The organism is Bradyrhizobium sp. B039 (assembly GCF_038965675.1).
GTDB lineage: Bacteria > Pseudomonadota > Alphaproteobacteria > Rhizobiales > Xanthobacteraceae > Bradyrhizobium > Bradyrhizobium diazoefficiens.
In genome coordinates this window covers 4,236,072-4,250,737 of record NZ_CP152416.1, presented here as the reverse complement: position 1 = coordinate 4,250,737, position 14,666 = coordinate 4,236,072, and the positions used below count along the sequence as shown (strand labels likewise).

Below are 14,666 nucleotides of genomic sequence, written 5' to 3'. Positions count from 1 at the left end.
ATCCGCCGGAGCCTTTCAGCTCCGGCGGATTGAATGCCAACCCGGGCCAGCCCCCTCGCCCGGGCCGGGAGGATCTTAGGCGACCGCCTTCTTCTCGGTCGGCACGGACGAGATCGTCTTCAGGATCTGCGAAGCGATCTGGTATGGGTCGCCCTGCGAGTTCGGGCGACGGTCTTCCAGATAGCCCTTGTAGCCGTTGTTGACGAAGGAGTGCGGCACGCGGATCGAAGCGCCGCGGTCGGCAACGCCGTAGCTGAACTTGTTCCACGGCGCGGTCTCGTGCTTGCCGGTCAGACGCTTGTCGTTGTCCGGGCCGTAGACGGCGATGTGGTCCATCAGGTTCTTGTCGAAGGCGGCCATCAGGGCCTCGAAGTACTCCTTGCCGCCGACCGTGCGCATGTACTCGGTCGAGAAGTTGGCGTGCATGCCCGAGCCGTTCCAGTCGGTGTCGCCAAGCGGCTTGCAGTGGAACTCGATGTCGATGCCGTACTTCTCGGTCAGGCGCAGCATCAGGTAGCGGGCCATCCACATTTCGTCAGCGGCCTTCTTGGAGCCCTTGCCGAAGATCTGGAATTCCCACTGGCCCTTCGCGACTTCCGCGTTGATGCCTTCATGGTTGATGCCGGCCGCGAGGCAGAGGTCGAGATGCTCTTCGACGATCTTGCGGGCGACGTCGCCGACGTTCGAGAAGCCGACGCCGGTGTAGTACGGGCCCTGCGGCGCCGGATAACCGGAGGTCGGGAAGCCGAGCGGACGGCCGTCCTTGTAGAAGAAGTATTCCTGCTCGAAGCCAAACCAGGCGCCGGCGTCGTCGAGAATGGTGGCGCGCTTGTTGGAGGCGTGCGGGGTCTTGCCATCGGGCATCATGACTTCGCACATCACGAGCACGCCGTTGGTGCGCGCGGCGTCCGGGAAGACGGCGACCGGCTTCAGCACGCAATCGGAGCTGTGGCCTTCGGCCTGCTGGGTGGAGGAGCCATCGAAGCCCCAGAGCGGAAGCTGCTCGAGCGTCGGGAACGACGCGAATTCCTTGATCTGAGTTTTGCCGCGCAAGTTCGGAGTCGGCGTATATCCGTCGAGCCAGATGTACTCGAGCTTATACTTGGTCATTGAGCCTCTCTGTAGATGATGCGAAAGGTTGGGGGCCCGGGGGCCCCCCACGTTTGTACCCGGCCACCATCGGCCGACCGCTTACAAGCATTTTGCGTGCCAAAAGGCCGCATTCCGGGAGGTTTTCCACCGCGGCCGCCCCCTCCCTGCGAGCGGCCGGTCGTCCCCGGCGGCGTGCGTCATAGCGGCGCACCTTTGCGTGAAGCTGCACTGCAAAAATCCCGCGGAAAACGCCTGATTCTGGAGCAGGCCGGCCGGTGCCGGAGGTTGCCGATGAAACGCGCATCAACGTCCGGCAATTTTCGCAAAGTCTTCGCCCCATCGCCGGCAACCTTCGCAATGGCCCAAGCGTTAGTCACCAAGCTGGTGCCTTGGAGGATGCAGAATGCACGCTGCCTAGAAAATAAGCTGAAACTGATTTCCTTTTCAGCACTTTGCATTTCGGGGCGCGCGGCCGATATGGGGATTCCAGTAACCACAATCGAACGAGTCGGGCGCACCATGGAGGCCAAGCGCTTCGACCCGAGGAGATACCGCAATGATGAACAATGGTCTGAGTGAGGGATCTGCAAAGATCTATCAATTCCCCGCCGGGGGCCGCGCGGCTCTCGGAGGTCGCCGCTACGGTGAGGCCCGCCTTCCTGCCGACCGTCTCTCGCTTCCTGTGAACGAGACGATCTGCAGCGGAAGCTGGTACCATCAGGAGGCCGTCGACGAAGCCAAGCCGAAATGGGATCGCTAATGCCTGCGTTTGGTTCAATCCCGCGACGCTCCCTGGAGCGACCGGCAGCAGTTTGAAGAGGGTCGAAACAATGAGGTTTCGACCCTTTTTGATTCTTGATGGCAGCGCGGCTAGAGCCCGGGCTTTTCGACCATTGCGCAGGCCGTGACCGGTCGCTTCAGATGCTTGACGGTGGTCGCTCCCGTCTTGCCTATCCTCAGCGTGACCCCCGCCCCCGAATAGCGTGCGCCCGAGACCGTCAGCCGCTTGGCGAGCGTGACGGGTTCGCCGTCGATCTGGAGGAAGGCGCGCTTGTCCGCGTCATAAAACCCGACGATGAACTGCGTACCATCGGCGCAGCGGTAGGTCTGGAACGTCTGTGCACCGGCCAGCCGCATGCCGAAGATTCCGCTCGCCAGCATGGTGCTCGCCAAGACAATGGCCTTGTGCCGGTTCATGATCGCCCCCTGTAATAATCCGCCGGCAACATAACAAAAGCATATCCGATGTCAGAGCCCCCTGCCCGCCACCTCGCCTTGCAAGGCGCCAGCAATTTCCGCGATCTTGGTGGCTATCCGACCATCGATGGCCGCACCACGCGCTGGCGGCACATCTTCCGCTCCAACCATCTCGGTCAGCTCACCGCCGATGACATCGAAATCGTCCGCGCGCTCGGCGTCAGGAGCGCGTTCGACTTTCGCGGGCTGGAGGAGCGCGCGGCCGGTGTCTGCGTCGTGAACGAGATCACCGTGCACTCGCTGCCGATCGAGCCGACGGTTGTTGCCGCGCTGCGCGCCGAGCTCGCCCGGGGCACATTGACGGCGCCGGTTGCGCTGGAGCTGATGCGCGAGTCCTATCGCAACTATGTCCGCTACAACACGCACAGCTTTCGCGCGCTGTTCGGCCATCTGCTGGAAGACCGCGCCCCGCTCGTGATCCACTGCACCGCCGGCAAGGACCGCACCGGCTTTGCCAGCGCGCTGATCCTGCATGCGCTCGGCGTTTCCGACGACGTCATTGCCGAGGACTACCTCCTGACCAACCGGCACTACCGGCGCGATGCGTCAAACGCCTCCGATCTTCCCGCCGACGTGCTCGACGCGATCGGCTCCGTCGAGGCCTCGTACCTTGCGGCGGCTTTCGAAGCCGTCGGCAGCGACTATGGCGACCTCGAAACCTACTTGCGCGACGGGCTCAAGGTCGGCACAGCAGAGCGGACCGCACTGAAGGCGCGCTATCTGCAATCGTAGGCGGCCGCGCCGGGAGAACGACAATGCAAGGCAAGGTTCTGATCGTCACCGGCGCGCTCGGCGCTCTCGGTAAAGTGGTTGCGGAGATCGCGCAGTCTCGCGGCGCACGGATCGCCGGCATCGATTACGCGCCCTCGCAAGTACCAGCGACGCCCGAGCGCATCGAGATCGGCGGCGTCGATCTGTCCGACGCGGCGCAGGCGAAGACCGCGGTTGATGCGGCCGCGAAGCACTTTGGCCGGCTCGATGCGCTGATCAACATCGCCGGCGGCTTTGCCTTCGAGACCGTCGGCGACGGCGACACCAAGACGTGGCAGCGCATGTATGCACTCAACGTGCTGACCGCGCTCAACGCCTCGCGCGCGGCGCTGCCGCATCTCGCCGCATCCAGCGCCGGACGCATCATCAACATCGGCGCCATGGGCGCGCTCCAGGCCGGCAATGGCATGGGTCCCTATGCGGCGTCGAAAGCCGGCGTGCATCGCCTCACCGAGGCGCTGGCCAGCGAGTGGAAGGGCAAGGTGACGGTGAACGCGGTGCTGCCGTCGATCATCGACACCACGGCCAACCGCGCCGACATGCCGAAGGCGGACTTCACCAAATGGGTGACGCCGCAGGAGCTCGCCGAGGTCATCCTGTTCCTCGCCAGCGACGCCGCGAGCGGCGTCACCGGCGCGCTGATCCCGGTGGGCGGGCGGGTGTAGTCGAAGTCCGATCCGTCGTCTGATGAGTGCCGGCTCTGATTCAATCGGAGCCCCGAACGCTCTAGACTGTCCACAATTGATTCTCCGATCGGAACACCTGTGGAAACCGCGCTCTACCTGCCCGTCAAACGCTTCCTCGAAGAGCTCGGCTTCACGGTCAAGGGCGAGATCGGCGGCTGCGATCTGGTCGGCCTCAGCGCCGGCGATCCGCCGGTGGTGGTGATCGGCGAGCTCAAGCTCGCCTTCAATCTCGAGCTGATCCTCCAGGCGGTCGACCGCGCGCCGGCCGGCGACGAGGTCTGGATTGCGGCAAAGATGTCGGTGCGCGGCAAGGGCCGCGAGAGCGACTCGCGCTATCGCAATCTCTGCCGCCGCCTCGGCTTCGGCATGCTGGGGGTCACCGACCGCGGCCAGGTCGAGGTGCTGGTGAAGCCGCCGACCGCGGCGCCGCGACGCGAGCCGAAGAAGCGCTCGCGCCTCGTTGCCGAGCATCAGCGCCGCCAGGGCGATCCGGCGCTCGGCGGCAGCACCCGCGCGCCGATCATGACCGCCTATCGGCAGCAGGCACTGGCCTGCGCCGCGGCGCTCGCCGACGGCCCACGGCGCGTGGGCGAGCTGCGCGAGCGCTGTCCGGATGCCGGCAAGATCTTGCTTAACAATGTGTATGGCTGGTTCGAACGCACCGAGCGGGGAATCTACGGGCTGACCGCCGCCGGACACGCCGCGCTGAAGCGCTGGCCGCAGCAACGGATCGAGATCGACGCCGGTGCTCCGTCACCGTCCTGACACGGGATCGATGCAAGCCGTGAATAGCTGAGCTGCCACACCAAATTCATATTGCAATGCAACATAGGCGGCACTAGGTATCCCGGATCGAAACGAGGCCCCCATGAGCGCAGACTGGAATACCAAGTACGGCACGCGGCGCGTGCGTCACGATCCGCCCACCCTGGACGAGGCGATCTTCGCCGCCGTCGGCATCACCGACGACCAGGAGCAGCAGGCCGAGATCGCCGCAGCTCTGATGGGGATGCCGCTCGATGTCGTCCAGGCCGAGGTGAAGAAGCAGGCCCGCACCAACAGCCGCATCACCGCCACGCGCGTGATCGCCGGCGAACAGGGCGCACAGCGCTCGGTGGTGGTCGAGCGCCGCGTCGTCCGCCGCTTCGGCACCGGTACACGCACCGGCACCTGAGCGCCTCATCCACACTCCTCAATACAAGAGCGGACCGGTTTTGCCGGTCCGCTTTTTGATTCAGGCGGCGCGATTGCCGTACATGCTGGAGATGATCTTCCAGCAGGTCGAGTTGAAGCTGAGAAGCGCGCGCCCGGCCGTGAACGGCGCGGCCGCGAGGTCGGCCAGCTCGGCTTCCGGCGTCTTGGCGAGATCGATCGTGCCGGTCGATTCGCCATGGTGGAAAGCGAGATGGGCGCCGAACTTCCTGGCGAGCGCCCGCATCGCGTGATTCTCCGCGCCGGTGGTGATGCGCAGGCGCTTGTAGCCTCTCCAGCGCGCTTCCGCGATCAGGCGGCGGAACAGCACGGTGCCGACGCCCTGGCGGCGTGCGGAGGCCTCCACGCTGAAGGCGACTTCGGGCAGCGAATCGTGCTCCGGCGGATGCAGCTCGGCCGCACCGCGGACCACGCCGTCGACGATATAGGCGACGATCACGGTGCCGTCTTCGGCACAGCGGGCGGCGTAACGCTCGATGAAGCTGTCGTCGAGAAAACCGTTGAAACGATCATGCCGGCTTTCGGCATCGAGCCTCAGCAGGTGGTCGCGCAGCAGCGGCAATTCTTCCTGCTGGATCAGGGTCCGCACATAGCCTGGGGCGGTGCGGAGCGTCTCTTCAAGTACCACGTCAAAACTCCTCTTGGTGTCCCTCGAGGAGGCGTTCGAATCCCTAGGCTCCCTATGTTGTGCATCGCACCATAATTTTCAAGACTGGAACCTGCCCAAGTTAATGGCATCGGGAGCGACTATTTCGTTAACAAAATCAAAGGCCCGTAGTTATACGAGGACCAGCTGCGTCTGGGTCACCACCGCGACCAGCTTGCCGTCATCGGTTTCCAAACGGGTGGTCCAAACCTGGGTCCGCCGGCCCCGGTGGACGGGGGTGGCGGTGGCGATGAGCGTGGTTCCCTCCTTCGCGCCCCCGATGAAATTGGTCTTGCTCTCCAGCGTGGTCGTCCCCTTGGCGTCCTCGGGCAGGTTGATGACGGTCGCCGCCGCGCCGACGGAATCGGCCAGCGCCATCACCGCACCGCCGTGGATGGTGTGGTGGAGGGTGCAGAGATCGGGGCGGACGGTCATCCGCGCCACCACGCGGTCCTTCTCGGCCTCGACGAATTCGACGCCCTTGAGCTCGGCGAACGGCATCTTCATCGCTTTAAGTTTCTCGAGCGGCGTCATCGGATTTCCTCCCAATTCGTTGTTGTCCCAGCGTGAATTGCTTCGCGCGGCAAAGCAATGACGTCCGAGGTCATGGTCATGCTGACTTCGGCGCTCGCATTTGTGCATATGCTGCTCCCATGCGTCACTTCCCTCCCCGCCGCATCGTCTGCCTGACCGAAGAGACGGTCGAAACGCTCTATCTGCTCGGCGAGCAGGACCGCATCGTCGGCGTCTCCGGCTACGCCGTGCGCCCGCCCCAGGTACGGCGCGAGAAGCCACGAGTGTCGGCCTTCGTGTCGGCGGACATCCCGAAGGTTCTGGCGCTGGAACCGGATCTCGTGCTCGCCTTCTCCGATCTCCAGGCCGGCATCGTCGCCGATCTGGTGCGCGCCGGGCTCGACGTCCACGTCTTCAACCAGCGCGACGTTGCGGGAATACTGGCGATGATCCGGACGCTGGGCGCGCTGGTCGGCGCCGCCAAGCGCGCCGAGGAACTCGCCCAGGGATTCGAACGGCGTCTCGCCGCGATCGCCGCAACGCCCCGCCCCTCGCCCCAGCCAAAGGTCTATTTCGAGGAGTGGGACGACCCGTTGATATCCGGCATCGGCTGGGTGTCCGAGCTGATCGAGATCGCCGGCGGCGCGGACGTGTTTCCGGAGCTACGGCATCGGCAGGCGGCCAAGGATCGGATCGTCTCGGCGGACGACGTGCGTGAGGCAGCCCCCGACGTGATCCTCGCATCATGGTGCGGCAAGAAGGTTGTGCCTGCCCGCATCCGCGCGCGCGAGGGGTGGGATGAAATTCCGGCCGTGCGGGACAACCGCATCGTCGAGATTAAGTCACCGATCATTCTCCAGCCGGGGCCGGCCGCGCTCGCCGACGGGCTCGATGCGATCGTGCAGGCGCTGTGGGGCGAGCGCTCCTGATCTCTCCTTCGTCATTGCGAGCGAAGCGAAGCAATCCAGAGCGTCTCTGCGGAAGGATCCTGGATTGCTTCGTCGCAAGGGCTCCTCGCGATGACGGATGGGCGGGCACCGTCCTCACGTCACCGCGTTCACGACCTGATATTCCGGCCGGCGCCATACCTCGCCTGCGATCACCTCCTCGATGATCTCAGCCGCCCTCATCACTTCGCTCTCGCCGATATACAGCGGCGTGATGCCGAAGCGCATGATGTCGGGAGCGCGGAAATCGCCGATGACGCCGCGGGCGATCAGGGCCTGCATGGCGGCGTAGCCGCCATCGAAGGCGAAGGAAACTTGCGAGCCGCGGCGCTCATGCGCGCGCGGGGTCACCAGCTCTAGGGACGGACAGCGGCGCTCGACTTCCGCGATCAGGAGATCGCCGAGTGCCAGCGAGCGCGCGCGGACCTCGGCGATATCGACGCGGTCCCATATGTCGAGCGAAGCCTCCAGCGCCGCCATCGCCAGCACCGGCGGGGTGCCGACGCGCATGCGCTCGATGCCGCCGGCGGCGACATAGGCGAGTTCAAACGCGAACGGCTTCGCGTGGCCCATCCAGCCCGACAGCGCGGCGCGCGCACTGTCGGCGTGGCGCGGCGCGACGTAAAGGAAGGCTGGCGCGCCGGGGCCGGCGTTGATGTATTTGTAGGTACACCCCGCGGCGAAATCGGCACCTGACCCTGCAAGATCGACCGGCAGTGCGCCGGCCGAATGGGCGAGATCCCAGACCGTGACGATGCCGAGCGCATGGGCTTTCGCCGTCAGCTTCGCCATGTCGTGGCGGCGGCCGGTGCGGTAATCGACCTCGGTGATGTAGAGGACCGCGATCTCCTCCGACAACGCAGCCTCGATCTCCTCCGGCGCGACCAGTTGTAATTGATGCCCGCGCCCGAGCGTCGCGATCAGGCCTTCGGCCATGTAAAGGTCGGTCGGGAAATTGCCGGTGTCGGACAGGACGACCTTGCGCGATGCGCTCATGTCGAGCGCGGCCGCAAGCGCCTGGTAGACCTTCAGCGACAGCGTGTCGCCGACCATCACGGAGCCGGCTTCCGCGCCGATCAGCCGGGCGATGCGATCGCCGACATGGCGCGGCTGGGCATACCAGCCCGCGGTGTTCCAGGCTCGGATCAGCTCGTTGCCCCACTCGGTGGTGATGACGCGGCTGACGCGCTCGGCAACGCCCAGCGGCAGCGCGCCGAGTGAATTGCCGTCGAGATAGATCACGCCGTCAGGCAGATGGAACAGCGCCCTGGTGTCGTCATAGACGCGAAGCTTCGACTTGGTCATGGACATCTCTAGAGGATGGTGCGGACGCGCCAGAGTTCGGGGAACAGCTCGACTTCCAGCATGCGCTTGAGATAGCTGACGCCGCCGGTGCCGCCGGTGCCCCGCTTGAAGCCGATGACCCGCTCGACCGTCGTCACGTGGTTGAAGCGCCAGCGCCGGAAATAGTCCTCGAAGTCGACCAGCTTCTCGGCGAGCTCGTACAGCATCCAGTGCGTCTCCGGCGCTTCATAGACGACACGCCAGGCCTGCAGCACGCCCTCGTTGAAGCTGTGGGTCTCGCGGACGTCGCGCGACAGTACCGCGGCCGGCATCGTGAGTCCGTTGCGGTCGGCCAGCCGCAGCACCTCGTCATAGAGGCTCGGCGTCGCGAGTTCGGCCTCGAGCAGCTTCGTCACCTCGGCATCGTGCGCGTGCGGCTTCAGCATGGCGTGATTGCGGTTGCCGAGCAGATATTCGATCAGCCGGTACTGCCGCGACTGGAAGCCCGAGGACTGGCCGAGCTGCGAGCGGAAGCGCGTGTATTCGCTCGGCGTCATCGTGCGCAGCACGTCCCAGGCGTTGTTGAGCTGCTCGAAGATGCGCGACATCCGCGCCAGCATCTTCATCGCGGGTTGCACCTCGTCCCTGGCGATGGCACGGCGCGCGGCGCTGAGCTCGTGGATGGCGAGCCGCATCCACAGCTCCGTGGTCTGATGCTGGATGATGAACAGCATCTCGTCATGCGCTTCCGACAGCGGATGCTGCGCGCCGAGGATCGCATCCAGCGCCAGATAATCGCCATAGGACATGCGCCGGGAGAAGTCGGTCTCGGCGCCTTCGCTTGCAGGATCGTAATCGCTGGACGTCATGGCTGGCCCTCCCGATCGATCATTCCGGCCCGGCTCAGTCGAGGCCGATCAGGCGCGCGGTAATCTGCGACGACGGATCCTTGAGCCCGTCGATCACGGTGAAATGGTTCAGCGCCGGCTCGACGACGAGGCGCGTCGGCACGTCGAAGCCGGTCCAGACATTGGCCAGTAGATCGGACTGGCGGATGAATTCGGGCCGCTCGCCGCCGCCGACCCAGGCGGTCACAGGCGAATGCCCGCGCGGCAGATGCAGCGCCGCGCTTTCGAGCGTCGCCTCCTCCATGGTCATGCGCAGCGTCTCGTTCATCTTGGTCTTGAGCAGCGGACGCAAGTCGTGCAACCCGCTGATCGAGAGCGTGCCGGCAATGCGGTTGTAGACGGCGGGCTCCAGCCGGCTGTCATCGCACAGCATGCGCGTGACGAGATGGCCGCCGGCCGAGTGGCCGGCAAGGCGGATGGGACCTGCGACAAGCGAGGCCGCTGTCGCAATCGCGGCGGTGATCTCAGCGGTGATGTCGGAGACGCGCGCAGCCGGCGTCAGCGTGTAGCTCGGCAGCGCCACGGTCCAGCCCTGGTGCCGCGCGCCTTCGGCAAGATCGGTCCACGCCGACTTGTCGAAGCGCATCCAGTAGCCGCCATGGACGAAGACGACGAGGCCCTTGCTGTCGCCGTCGGGCAGGACCAGGTCGAAGCGCTGGCGTTCACCGGCGCCATAGGCGATGTCGGCGCGAAACTCCTTCAGCCCGGCGCGGTAGGCCGCCGCCCGCTCCGCCCACTGCGCCGGCATCTTGTCCGAGCCCGGGATATGGGCCGAATTGGCGTAAGCGTCGTCCCAATCGCGCATCGTTACTCCCTCGACGGACTCAAGGCGGCCGCCAGTCTGCCACCGGGAACGGCCGCATCCTAGTCTTTATTTTAAGCTTAAAGTATCTGGATGAGGCACCGCTAGCCTCTCCACTCGTCATTCCGGGGCGATGCAAAGCATCGAACCCGGAATCTCGAGATTCCGGGTTCGCCCTTTAGGCGCCCCGGAATGACCAAACGTTTTGTTCGCAATGACGTCGGAGAGTGACCTACGCCTTCTCCACCCCGCACCACTCCGCGATGAACAGCGCCATGGCCTTGGTCGTCTTCTTCAGCGACTCCAGATCAACGTATTCGTTGAAGCCGTGCATCTCGCCGCCGCTGGCGCCGAAGCAGAGGCTCGGGATACCGTGATTGAGGCCGTAGAAGCGGGTGTCGGTGAGCGCGGTGAAGACGAGGTCCTCGACTGCGCCGCCATAGACCTTGTTGAAGGCCTTGCCGAATGCCGCCTCGGGCGCCGCCGCGTCGGTCAGTTCATAGCCTTCCGACAAAAAGCCCGACCATTCGACCTCCGGCGGGTTGTTGGCGAGGAAGCGGTGGTTGCGCGAGGCAGCAGTGACGCAGGCCATGATCTCCTTCTGGTGATCGGCCACCGACCAGCCCGGCAGGATCGCGATGCGGCAATCGACGTCGCACCAGGCCGGGACGCTGGAGGCCCAGTCGCCGCCCTTGATGATGCCGGGGTTGAAGTTAATGGGATGGTTGAGCGTCTTGAAATGACGATCGGCCTTGGCCCGCTCGTTCCATTCGATCTCGAGCTTTTGCAGCGCATGGACCAGATGATAGGCCGCCATGATCGCATTGGAGCCGGAGCCGGCGAACGCGACATGGGTCGGATGGCCCTTCACGCGCAGGCGAAACCAGATCACGCCGACCTGCGAGCGCACCATCTTGCCGCCGGTCGGCTCCGGGATGAAGCAGGCGTCCGCGCGGTATCCGCGCTGCAGCGTCGAGAGCGCGCCGACACCGGTGCTCTCCTCCTCGATGACGGACTGGAAGTGGATCCGCCCCGTCGGCTTGAGGCCGGCGGCCTTGATGGCATCGAGTGCATAAAGCGCGCCGATCGTGCCCGACTTCATGTCGCAGGCGCCGCGGCCGAACATCTTGCCGTCCTTGATGACGGGCGAGAATGGCGGGGTGTCCCACAATTCCAGCGGGCCTGCCGGCACCACGTCGCAGTGGCCCTGGAGGATCAGCGATTTGCCGCCGCCCGTTTGTGGACGGTAGGTGCCCACCACCGAGCGCGCCTTGGAAAAATCATGCTCGATCGGACCGAAGCCGCGCAGATCCTTCAAATCGTCGACATTGATGTGCCAGTCGTCGACCTCGTAGCCGCGCGCGCGCAGGAGGTCGCCGATCATGTCCTGGCACGGCCCCTCGGCCCCGCGGATCGAGGGGATCGCAACGAAATCACGGGTGGTCGCAAGCTGGGCTTCGAAGCCGGCATCGACGGCGTCAACAATCCTCTGCTGCGTTTCGGCATTCATCAGGCAACTCCAGGCATTCGAATGGTCCCAAGGAGCGCGCAAGCTAGCCGATTTCAGCCGTTCGGGTACTCCACAAAATATGCATCCCGCAATGCATCTTCGAGCAGGCGGCCTTCCGAATAGCCATCGAGCGTCGCCGGGCGCGTCACACCCTCCAGCAGGCGCGGACACGGCTCCGGAGCACCGAGCACGGTGCGCACGGGAATGCGCTCGGCGTAGATCGGCAACGCATAGTCCTCGTCGTCGTCCGCAACACCCTTGGCGCGGATTTTTGCCGAGGCCTCCTCGATCTCCATGGCGATGAAGGAGGTCGCCTTGATCTCCTGCGTGTTGCTCGCCCGCAGGCTCGCGGTGCGGTCCGGGAAAAATCGGTCGACCATGGCGATCACCGCCCGCTCCTTCTCCTCGGGGTCGGTGACGAGATAGGCGGTGCCGAACGCCATCACCGCGCGATAGTCGGCGGAGTGGTTGAAGCCACAGCGCGCCAGCACGAGGCTGTCGAGATGGGCGACGGTGAGACACACGCGCTCGCCCCTGGTCTGGTTGCGCAGCATGCGGCTGGCGCTCGAGCCGTGCCAATAGAGCTTCGTCCCCTCGCGCCAGAAGAAGGTCGGCGTACAATAGGGCTGGCCGTCGATGACATAGGCGACATGACAGAGCATCGAGGAATCCAGGATGCGATGAACCGTGTCGTGATCGTAGAAGCCGCGGTCGTGACGGCGCTTCACCTGGTTGCGCGCTGAGGTCGGATAGGAATTTGAAGTCTCGGTCTGGCTCACGGCCGCTCCTGTCGTGAATGGAACAGTTCCAGGGCAGTTGTAGCGGCCGATTTGGTCTGCGATAGTGCCAATTCCATGCAAAAAATTCCGACCAATTCGCCCTCGCCCGCCAAGGCCGAACTGCCGCTCGACCTCACCGGGGCGCACATCACCGCCGGCGCATCGGCGGCGCACAGGCTCTACCAGGCGCTGTGCGAGATGATCGTCTCCGGCCTCGTCAAGCCTAGCGAGCCGCTGCCGCCGTCGCGCACATTGGCCAAGCAAACGGGCTTCCGACGCAACGCCGTCGTCACCGCCTATGAACGCCTGATCGCCGACGGCTTTGCCGATGCCACCGTCGGCTCCGGCACCTTCGTCGCCGCGCGGATTCCAGCGCGTGCCGCCGAGCCTAAGAAGCCGAAGGTGATCGTCGAAGCACCGCAGCAAGGCGCGTTCTCGCTCGGCTGCACCCATATCGACGAACGCGCCGTGCAGCGCTTCCGCGCCTTTGTCGGCCGGCGCATGCGCGCGTTCGGGTCCGAGCATCTTCATTATGGCGATCCCCGCGGCAGCCGCGAGCTGCGGGCGGCGATCGCCGATCATCTATTGTCGGCGCGCGGCCTGCGCTGCGACCCCGACCAGATCATGCTCACGTCGGGCACGCTGCATGCCCTGCGCATCGTGCTGAGTGCGATCCTGAAGGCGGGCGACCAGGTCTGGTGCGAGGACCCAGGTTACCCCGCCGCGCGCAAGACCATCGCGCATTGCGGCTATCGCGCCGTGCCCGTCCCCGTCGACGAGCACGGGATGCGCATCGCCAAGGGCCGCACGTCGGCACCGTCCGCGCGCGCGGCCTATGTGACGCCGTCGCACCAGTTTCCGCTGGGCGTGCAGATGTCGATGCCGCGCCGGCTCGAACTGCTCGACTGGGCCAAGCAGGCCGGCGCCTTCGTGCTGGAGGACGATTACGACAGCGAGTTCCGCTATGACGGCGCGCCGCTGATGTCGCTTGCCGGAATCGATCATCTCCAGCGCGTGATCTACATGGGCACGTTCGCCAAGACGCTGTTTCCGGGCTTGCGCATCGGCTATTGCGCCCTGCCCGAGCGCCTGATCGCCGACGTGACGGCCGCGCGCACCGCGCTCGACCGCTTTCCCGGCACGCTGATGGAAGGCGCGGTGGCCGACATGCTCAACTCCGGCGCCTTTGCGGCGAACCTGAAGCGGGTGCGAAAGCTCTATCGCGAGGCTCGCGATGCGCTGGCCGAGACGCTGGAGACCAGATCCGACGGTGTGCTGTCCGTGCCGGTCCCCTCGCAGGGCCTGCATCTTGTCGCAAGGTTCGATCCGTCGGTCGATCTATCGGTCGCAGCCGACGCGAAGCTGGCAGCCGGCGCCGAAGGCTGGCTGTTGGCCGACACCTATTCGCGCACACGCCCCCTGCCCGGCTTCGTGCTGGGATTTTCCGGGCATGCGGTTCCGAAGCTCGTGGCATCCGCGGAACGGCTCGCGCGGGAATCGCGTGCGGCGTTGCGCGTGAAGGGCGGATCGGCCCGGCGCGCGTGACGAAGCTTTGCTATCAGAATCGCCGACCGCTCCCTACATTGCGGCATCGATTCCGGGAGCCCTCATCATGTCACTCCGCCGCGCAGCCTGCCTCTCGCTCCTGATCGTCATCGTGCTTGCCTCGACGGCGCGCGCAGGCACCGTCAGGCGCGAGCAGGACATCGTGGATTTGAAACTTGGCCAGCGCGTGCTGGTGGATGACGGAACCTGCCCGGCCGGACAGGTCAAGGAGGTCCGCGGCGCGAAGATGACCGACAAGGGGATCGCGCAAACGAGTTCCTGCGTGCCGCGGCATGGGCCGAAATCGAAATGATAATCGGAGAGGCTACTTCGCCGGATCGAACATGCACTGCAAGGTGGGCTTGGCGATCTTGGTGAAGGTCGGGCCGATCTCGCGCTGCTTGGACGTCGGCACCCAATCGGTCTCGATCGTCGGAACGCCGGTCTCGCTGATGCCGCGCAGCAGCGCCTCGCGCAGATCGCGGTCCTCGACGACCGCGGCGGCATGGTCATGCAGACAGCCGCAGACTTCCTCCGGATGCTCCCAGCGCCCGAGCATGCGTGGCGCGCACTGCCGCACGAACTCGGTGCGGGGATCAGGCAATCTGGAGGGAGAGCGCACTTGCGCCTGGACGGAACTGATCGTCAGAAGGGAAATGAGCGCTGCGGCGCAAATGCGAAGATTCATGATGGCCTTTAACGGCTGATTTTCTT

19 protein-coding genes are annotated in these 14,666 nt (G+C 65.2%); 9 read left to right on the top strand and 10 right to left on the bottom strand.

From position 1 onward, the window contains the following. Positions 1-75: 75 nt before the first annotated feature. A complete protein-coding gene (locus AAFG50_RS19735) occupies positions 76-1,110 on the bottom strand; it encodes a glutamine synthetase beta-grasp domain-containing protein (RefSeq protein WP_011086942.1) in 1,035 nt (344 codons plus the stop codon). 273 nt (positions 1,111-1,383) lie between these two features. On the opposite strand from AAFG50_RS19735, the gene AAFG50_RS19730 reads away from it, so the two are divergent. Together AAFG50_RS19730 and AAFG50_RS19725 are read left to right on the top strand one after the other, a co-directional pair. Then, complete coding sequence (locus AAFG50_RS19730) at positions 1,384-1,671, top strand: hypothetical protein (protein WP_162185834.1); 288 nt, start codon at positions 1,384-1,386, stop codon at positions 1,669-1,671. Further along, positions 1,649-1,852: a DUF2735 domain-containing protein gene (locus AAFG50_RS19725; RefSeq protein ID WP_011086940.1), complete on the top strand. Its 204-nt coding sequence runs from the start codon at positions 1,649-1,651 to the stop codon at positions 1,850-1,852. The genes AAFG50_RS19730 and AAFG50_RS19725 overlap by 23 nt, the downstream gene beginning before the upstream one ends. 110 nt (positions 1,853-1,962) lie before the next feature. Here the strand turns inward: AAFG50_RS19725 and AAFG50_RS19720 are convergent, their stop codons facing one another. Next, positions 1,963-2,289, bottom strand: a complete 327-nt coding sequence (locus tag AAFG50_RS19720) for an MliC family protein (RefSeq protein ID WP_028171142.1) — start codon at positions 2,287-2,289, stop codon at positions 1,963-1,965. A gap of 48 nt (positions 2,290-2,337) precedes the next feature. Here AAFG50_RS19720 and AAFG50_RS19715 point away from each other — a divergent pair, with 48 nt between their 5' ends. From AAFG50_RS19715 to AAFG50_RS19700, 4 genes are all read left to right on the top strand, one after another. Continuing rightward, the gene (locus AAFG50_RS19715; RefSeq protein ID WP_011086938.1) at positions 2,338-3,081 is read left to right on the top strand and encodes a tyrosine-protein phosphatase; all 744 of its coding nucleotides are present in this window, start codon (positions 2,338-2,340) and stop codon (positions 3,079-3,081) included. Between the two features lie 23 nt (positions 3,082-3,104). Beyond that, on the top strand, positions 3,105-3,785 hold the full coding sequence (locus AAFG50_RS19710) for an SDR family oxidoreductase (RefSeq protein ID WP_011086937.1): 681 nt from the start codon (positions 3,105-3,107) through the stop codon (positions 3,783-3,785). A gap of 99 nt (positions 3,786-3,884) precedes the next feature. Then, entirely contained in the window at positions 3,885-4,571 is a 687-nt protein-coding gene (locus AAFG50_RS19705) for a DUF2161 family putative PD-(D/E)XK-type phosphodiesterase (RefSeq protein ID WP_028171141.1), read from the top strand. 103 nt (positions 4,572-4,674) lie between these two features. Continuing rightward, a complete protein-coding gene (locus tag AAFG50_RS19700; RefSeq protein ID WP_028171140.1) occupies positions 4,675-4,980 on the top strand; it encodes a hypothetical protein in 306 nt (101 codons plus the stop codon). 60 nt (positions 4,981-5,040) lie between these two features. On the opposite strand, the gene AAFG50_RS19695 is transcribed toward AAFG50_RS19700, so the two are convergent. Then, positions 5,041-5,646: a GNAT family N-acetyltransferase gene (locus AAFG50_RS19695; RefSeq protein WP_011086935.1), complete on the bottom strand. Its 606-nt coding sequence runs from the start codon at positions 5,644-5,646 to the stop codon at positions 5,041-5,043. 150 nt (positions 5,647-5,796) lie between these two features. Beyond that, positions 5,797-6,198, bottom strand: coding sequence for a PaaI family thioesterase (locus AAFG50_RS19690; RefSeq protein ID WP_028171139.1), 402 nt, complete (start codon positions 6,196-6,198; stop codon positions 5,797-5,799). Positions 6,199-6,317: 119 nt separating this feature from the next. Here AAFG50_RS19690 and AAFG50_RS19685 point away from each other — a divergent pair, with 119 nt between their 5' ends. After that, complete coding sequence (locus AAFG50_RS19685) at positions 6,318-7,106, top strand: cobalamin-binding protein (RefSeq protein ID WP_028171138.1); 789 nt, start codon at positions 6,318-6,320, stop codon at positions 7,104-7,106. 114 nt (positions 7,107-7,220) lie between these two features. Here the strand turns inward: AAFG50_RS19685 and kynU are convergent, their stop codons facing one another. The 5 genes from kynU to AAFG50_RS19660 form a co-directional block, all read right to left on the bottom strand. Then, the gene (gene kynU / locus AAFG50_RS19680) at positions 7,221-8,435 is read right to left on the bottom strand and encodes a kynureninase (RefSeq protein ID WP_049832372.1); all 1,215 of its coding nucleotides are present in this window, start codon (positions 8,433-8,435) and stop codon (positions 7,221-7,223) included. 2 nt (positions 8,436-8,437) lie between these two features. Beyond that, on the bottom strand, positions 8,438-9,277 hold the full coding sequence (gene kynA / locus AAFG50_RS19675) for a tryptophan 2,3-dioxygenase (protein ID WP_011086931.1): 840 nt from the start codon (positions 9,275-9,277) through the stop codon (positions 8,438-8,440). 34 nt (positions 9,278-9,311) lie between these two features. Next, complete coding sequence (locus AAFG50_RS19670) at positions 9,312-10,121, bottom strand: alpha/beta hydrolase (RefSeq protein WP_028171136.1); 810 nt, start codon at positions 10,119-10,121, stop codon at positions 9,312-9,314. Between the two features lie 229 nt (positions 10,122-10,350). After that, a complete protein-coding gene (locus AAFG50_RS19665) occupies positions 10,351-11,628 on the bottom strand; it encodes an ArgE/DapE family deacylase (protein ID WP_028171135.1) in 1,278 nt (425 codons plus the stop codon). 53 nt (positions 11,629-11,681) lie between these two features. Then, positions 11,682-12,407, bottom strand: a complete 726-nt coding sequence (locus AAFG50_RS19660; protein WP_028171134.1) for a pyridoxamine 5'-phosphate oxidase family protein — start codon at positions 12,405-12,407, stop codon at positions 11,682-11,684. A 75-nt stretch (positions 12,408-12,482) separates the two neighbouring features. Between AAFG50_RS19660 and AAFG50_RS19655 the strand changes: the two genes are divergently transcribed. Together AAFG50_RS19655 and AAFG50_RS19650 are read left to right on the top strand one after the other, a co-directional pair. Continuing rightward, positions 12,483-13,952, top strand: coding sequence for a PLP-dependent aminotransferase family protein (locus AAFG50_RS19655; RefSeq protein WP_028171133.1), 1,470 nt, complete (start codon positions 12,483-12,485; stop codon positions 13,950-13,952). A 67-nt stretch (positions 13,953-14,019) separates the two neighbouring features. Then, entirely contained in the window at positions 14,020-14,265 is a 246-nt protein-coding gene (locus AAFG50_RS19650; RefSeq protein ID WP_028171132.1) for a DUF6719 family protein, read from the top strand. Positions 14,266-14,277: 12 nt separating this feature from the next. Here the strand turns inward: AAFG50_RS19650 and AAFG50_RS19645 are convergent, their stop codons facing one another. Next, the gene (locus AAFG50_RS19645; protein ID WP_028171131.1) at positions 14,278-14,640 is read right to left on the bottom strand and encodes a hypothetical protein; all 363 of its coding nucleotides are present in this window, start codon (positions 14,638-14,640) and stop codon (positions 14,278-14,280) included. Positions 14,641-14,666 lie beyond the last annotated feature (26 nt).

Bases quoted from the DNA above. Each gene is read 5' to 3' on its own strand.
- AAFG50_RS19735 (WP_011086942.1), bottom strand. From the start codon at position 1,110: ATGACCAAGTATAAGCTCGAGTACATCTGGCTCGACGGATATACGCCG.
- AAFG50_RS19730 (WP_162185834.1), top strand. From the start codon at position 1,384: ATGAAACGCGCATCAACGTCCGGCAATTTTCGCAAAGTCTTCGCCCCA.
- AAFG50_RS19725 (WP_011086940.1), top strand. From the start codon at position 1,649: ATGATGAACAATGGTCTGAGTGAGGGATCTGCAAAGATCTATCAATTC.
- AAFG50_RS19720 (WP_028171142.1), bottom strand. From the start codon at position 2,289: ATGAACCGGCACAAGGCCATTGTCTTGGCGAGCACCATGCTGGCGAGC.
- AAFG50_RS19715 (WP_011086938.1), top strand. From the start codon at position 2,338: ATGTCAGAGCCCCCTGCCCGCCACCTCGCCTTGCAAGGCGCCAGCAAT.
- AAFG50_RS19710 (WP_011086937.1), top strand. From the start codon at position 3,105: ATGCAAGGCAAGGTTCTGATCGTCACCGGCGCGCTCGGCGCTCTCGGT.
- AAFG50_RS19700 (WP_028171140.1), top strand. From the start codon at position 4,675: ATGAGCGCAGACTGGAATACCAAGTACGGCACGCGGCGCGTGCGTCAC.
- AAFG50_RS19690 (WP_028171139.1), bottom strand. From the start codon at position 6,198: ATGACGCCGCTCGAGAAACTTAAAGCGATGAAGATGCCGTTCGCCGAG.
- AAFG50_RS19685 (WP_028171138.1), top strand. From the start codon at position 6,318: ATGCGTCACTTCCCTCCCCGCCGCATCGTCTGCCTGACCGAAGAGACG.
- kynU (WP_049832372.1), bottom strand. From the start codon at position 8,435: ATGTCCATGACCAAGTCGAAGCTTCGCGTCTATGACGACACCAGGGCG.
- kynA (WP_011086931.1), bottom strand. From the start codon at position 9,277: ATGACGTCCAGCGATTACGATCCTGCAAGCGAAGGCGCCGAGACCGAC.
- AAFG50_RS19670 (WP_028171136.1), bottom strand. From the start codon at position 10,121: ATGCGCGATTGGGACGACGCTTACGCCAATTCGGCCCATATCCCGGGC.
- AAFG50_RS19665 (WP_028171135.1), bottom strand. From the start codon at position 11,628: ATGAATGCCGAAACGCAGCAGAGGATTGTTGACGCCGTCGATGCCGGC.
- AAFG50_RS19655 (WP_028171133.1), top strand. From the start codon at position 12,483: ATGCAAAAAATTCCGACCAATTCGCCCTCGCCCGCCAAGGCCGAACTG.
- AAFG50_RS19650 (WP_028171132.1), top strand. From the start codon at position 14,020: ATGTCACTCCGCCGCGCAGCCTGCCTCTCGCTCCTGATCGTCATCGTG.
- AAFG50_RS19645 (WP_028171131.1), bottom strand. From the start codon at position 14,640: ATGAATCTTCGCATTTGCGCCGCAGCGCTCATTTCCCTTCTGACGATC.